This is a genomic window from bacterium (assembly GCA_035529855.1).
GTDB lineage: Bacteria > RBG-13-66-14 > B26-G2 > WVWN01 > WVWN01 > WVWN01.
This window is the reverse complement of record DATKVX010000018.1, coordinates 1-3,742: the sequence shown is the minus strand read 5'-3', so window position 1 is coordinate 3,742 and position 3,742 is coordinate 1. Positions and strand designations below refer to the sequence as shown.

The window sequence follows — 3,742 nt, the reverse complement described above, 5'->3', positions numbered from 1 at the left end:
GCGTTTCGAAATCGGCTTCTATATCGCCGCTAACGAACTGGTAGAGGTCATCTACGACACGGCCCAGGGCCCCAACTGGATGTTGGAGGTCGACGATACTACGGGCGTGGAGCGGATGGACTCGGGTATAGCCGTCGTCGGAGGCACGCCGTACAAACTGGAAATCCAGGCAGACCCTGCGGGTGCTATTACGTGGGCCGTTGACGACGTAGCTATGCCCGTCGTTGGCTTAGCAAACGTCATGACGGCCAACCTGTACTCTACGCGCTGGATGCTAACGAACATCGCGGCCTTCACTAATACCGGCGCGGTGAACTACGTTCAAATCGAGACACGCAAACAACCGTAAGGAGGCAAGATGCCAGGTTTAGCCGAAGCTCGCGTGGTTAACGGCTTAGTCCAAGACCTCATGTTGAAATACGACGGGCCGAAGGAATATATAGCGACGCGAGTAATGCCGGTCAAAAACGTTCCCCTCCGGATGAACACTATCGGGATGCTGGGGAAGGAAATGAAGCGCCGGCACGACACGAGAATCGTTCCCAAACAAACCAAGAAGTTCATCGACTTCAGCCTTAGCTCTCGGGTAGTTATAACCGAGGACCGCGCCGCTCATTACTGGCTCTCCGATCAGGAGATCGAGGAGTGGCAACTTCGGATGGAAAGCCCGGACGTTATCGCGAGCGAGGGAGCGATGGACGAAATCTACCGCGACCTCGAGGCGGAAGTCGCCGCCTTCGTTTTTAACGTCTTGAACTGGTCGGCCGGCAATCAAAGTGCCGAAGCCGCCGCTTGGGCTAACATCGCATTCGACCTGCCCGGGCGAATCGATACTCTCGCCGCGATCGTAGAGGCGGACATCGGTATCGACCGCGCTTACCTTTCCTTAGTCGCAGGCGGAGCCGTTTGGCCGTGGATTCGGCGCAATACGCTCGTTCGCCAGGCTTCCGCCATCGCCCTGGGTATCCGCGATCTCCAGTCGGCGCCTTTGGGTTACATCACGCCCGCCGTGGTCGCTGAAGCTCTCGGCATAAAGGAAATCATCGTGGGGCGCGAGTTCATCGCGACCGACCTGACGCCGCCTACGTACGTCCGTTGCTGGGACGACGATGCCGCGCTGATGTGTATCCCGGAGAACGTGAACAAGCCGGTGACGCTGCCGTTCGGTTATCTCTGTCGTCGGGAAGGGCACCCGAAACCGTACGAACCGTGGCGCGATACGACCCGCGAGGGCAACCCGATGTGCTACGACGCCGACGACTGTATCTCACCTAACCTCTTCGAGTACGACCCGGTCGGCGACCCGGGCGTCAGCGAGTGCGGGTTCTACGTAGACAACGCCGTCTAAAAGGAGGATTCATGGGAAAGTATAAAGCATTACGTAGTTGTATCGCATATCCCTACGACGCCGCTACGCCGGATATCGAACCTGGTACGGTTTTCGACGTCGACGAACGCGACCCCGCGGCCAAGGCGTATATCGAAGCCGTTATGGAAACGCCGGGCGCCGTGGAAAAGGTCGGCGCGAAGGCCAAAGAACCGAAGGCCGGAGAGCCGGGATCTTACGGCAAAGTCGAAGAGCCGAAAGACGAAAATAGTAAACCCGAGGATAAGGGGGAGGGGAAGTAACCCCTCCCCCCTCTAGGGGTAATCTATGGCCTGGACTACTACAGCGTTAATCCAAGCGTGGATACCAAGCGCGGACCTCGCGGCCCTCGCGCCGTTTACGAGCATAGGGACGGAGGCGGTCAAGGTCCGGCTCGCGTCCTTCATTAACCTGGCAACCCTCGATACTTGGACGGATGAGCTTACGGCGCCCGAGCAAGTCGTGGAGTGGGCCTCGCAGATGGGCGCGGCGGAATTCATAGCCGCTACGATGGGGTTTCACCTTACGCCCGAAGTACCGGACAACCAGGCGGCCCGTCTCTACTCGACCGTCGAGACGGAAATAGGCAAGGCGGCTCGGAAGGTCATCATAATCATCGACCGCGCCGGCGACGCCGTACCCGTAAACGTTATCGCGCAGTCGTCCCCGACCCGTTGGCTTGACGAAATGGAGGCCAGGTTTCAGGTATGAAACACGTCTCGATAAGGTGGGAACCGGCGCCGCCATTCGGCTGGATGAACAACACCAAGCCGCTCAAGGTCAAGCTCGCGGTTTACCTCCAGCGGATGGTAGACGAGCAACACCGCAAGGGCGGCGAGCCGAAATGGAAAGTTTCGCTACGGGTACTCCAGCCTCAGAAATTTAAACGTAAGGGAAAGCCGGTAACGGGACATCTGACGGGCAACCTGTGGCGCGGTTGGAAGTATCGGGCGACCGAGTTCGGCGCCGAAGGCGTGAACCGCACGCCCTACGCCGAGGACTTCTATTACGGCCATCCAAGGCGCAGGGTCTTCGTGCCGGCTTCATATCGGCGCATAAGGCGGACGGCCAAACTCTACGGCCAGAAGCGCGCGCGGAAGCAGACGGTCGCGGTATCGATGGTCAAGGGCCACTATACGACGGAGCCGGCGCAGGCCGCACGGCCGATAACCTTCACGCCGCGCTACGTCCGGTTCTTTGAGGGACTTATGGCGAAGTACGCTGCAACGGGTAAGGTTTAATGGGTGCCGACAACCAAAGCCTCGACGCGCTGAACTGGGTCCACGATACGCTGAAGGCCCGGGAGGTCTACATCGCCGGCGGCCGGCCACTCCAGTTCATCAAGGGCATACCCGGCCACCCGAGCGAGCGATACGTCGGCGTCTTCGTCTCGAGCAATCACCGCGAGCGCGGGCACACCGTAGTTGACGTGGCGCTCGATTTTTGGACACAGGAGGCCGGGATAGGCGCCGCGGCGCCGATGCTTGAAATCCTACCCTTCCTTGACCGGCTATGCGTCTCGATAGAGCGGGCCTCGAGTATTGGCGGGGCGCCCCACGTCGGCCCGATAACCTGGGCGAGCGAATGGGAAATCAACGAGAATAAGACGTTTTTCTATAACATAACGGTCAACGTCCCCGTTCACGTCGGGGGCGGGATATAGGAGGCCAACGTGGCCATAAAAAAGATAACGCTGACGTCACGGCAAAACTTCGGCGGCGTTTGGCACGAACCGGGGGACTACACGCGAGCTACGTTCCTCGGGAAGAGATACGCCGACGGCGACGAAGCGATGGCCGAGAAGTTATGGGGCAACTTCGTTTACAAGGCGTCGCGGCATTCGGATTGCCCGGCGATAAAGATTGAGACGGACAAACCGGTACCATTTGAGCCGAAGTCCGAATCTAAATCCGCGAAGGAGGTCGCGTAAATGCCAGGGCCTTACGTAATCAACACTGAGGGAACCGGCTTCGTTAAAATCGACGACGTGCCGATGCTGACGCCGGTGAACTGGAAGCGGTCGTTCGTCGATCCCAAAACTATCTCGGCCGGAAAACCGGGCGGGATGCGCGGCCGGTTTAGTTCCCTTATCAACGTCGCCGAGGAGCTTGAGATCGCGTTCGAGAACATGACGCTCGAGCTCTGGGCGAAAATTTGTGGCGGCGACATTACGACGCCCGCAGGCGCGCGCGGAATCTTCGGCGAGAAGGTCGGCCCCGCTGTCGCCGGCGTACTGCCGGCACTAACAGTTATCCCCGTGCGTACCGACTCCGAGGTCTGCTGGCAGGTTCTTGTGGACGGCACTATGGTGCCCTGTAAGAACGTGGGGATAGGCGTCCCGGCGGATGCGTTCGAGTACACCATCGTTCCCGCCAC

Annotated in this window: 8 protein-coding genes; all 8 read left to right on the top strand. The window is 59.4% G+C overall.

Annotation, left to right across the window (positions count from 1 at the left end; genetic code table 11):
* A partial coding sequence (locus tag VMX79_01820; protein HUV85831.1) for a hypothetical protein occupies positions 1-349 on the top strand: 349 nt, incomplete at its 5' end.
* A gap of 9 nt (positions 350-358) precedes the next feature.
* Positions 359-1,348, top strand: a complete 990-nt coding sequence (locus tag VMX79_01815; protein HUV85830.1) for a hypothetical protein — start codon at positions 359-361, stop codon at positions 1,346-1,348.
* Positions 1,349-1,359: 11 nt separating this feature from the next.
* Positions 1,360-1,629 (top strand): hypothetical protein, encoded by a 270-nt coding sequence (locus tag VMX79_01810; protein ID HUV85829.1) that lies wholly within the window; start codon positions 1,360-1,362, stop codon positions 1,627-1,629.
* Positions 1,630-1,654: 25 nt separating this feature from the next.
* Positions 1,655-2,077, top strand: a complete 423-nt coding sequence (locus tag VMX79_01805; protein ID HUV85828.1) for a hypothetical protein — start codon at positions 1,655-1,657, stop codon at positions 2,075-2,077.
* Complete coding sequence (locus tag VMX79_01800; protein HUV85827.1) at positions 2,074-2,607, top strand: hypothetical protein; 534 nt, start codon at positions 2,074-2,076, stop codon at positions 2,605-2,607. Before VMX79_01805 ends, VMX79_01800 begins: the two co-directional genes overlap by 4 nt.
* The gene (locus VMX79_01795) at positions 2,607-3,029 is read left to right on the top strand and encodes a hypothetical protein (protein HUV85826.1); all 423 of its coding nucleotides are present in this window, start codon (positions 2,607-2,609) and stop codon (positions 3,027-3,029) included. The genes VMX79_01800 and VMX79_01795 overlap by 1 nt, the downstream gene beginning before the upstream one ends.
* 9 nt (positions 3,030-3,038) lie before the next feature.
* Complete coding sequence (locus VMX79_01790) at positions 3,039-3,296, top strand: hypothetical protein (GenBank protein ID HUV85825.1); 258 nt, start codon at positions 3,039-3,041, stop codon at positions 3,294-3,296.
* The coding region (locus VMX79_01785; protein ID HUV85824.1) for a hypothetical protein at positions 3,297-3,742 on the top strand (446 nt) is incomplete at its 3' end. It lies immediately after the preceding gene.

Bases quoted from the DNA above. Each gene is read 5' to 3' on its own strand.
- VMX79_01815 (HUV85830.1), top strand. From the start codon at position 359: ATGCCAGGTTTAGCCGAAGCTCGCGTGGTTAACGGCTTAGTCCAAGAC.
- VMX79_01810 (HUV85829.1), top strand. From the start codon at position 1,360: ATGGGAAAGTATAAAGCATTACGTAGTTGTATCGCATATCCCTACGAC.
- VMX79_01805 (HUV85828.1), top strand. From the start codon at position 1,655: ATGGCCTGGACTACTACAGCGTTAATCCAAGCGTGGATACCAAGCGCG.
- VMX79_01800 (HUV85827.1), top strand. From the start codon at position 2,074: ATGAAACACGTCTCGATAAGGTGGGAACCGGCGCCGCCATTCGGCTGG.
- VMX79_01795 (HUV85826.1), top strand. From the start codon at position 2,607: ATGGGTGCCGACAACCAAAGCCTCGACGCGCTGAACTGGGTCCACGAT.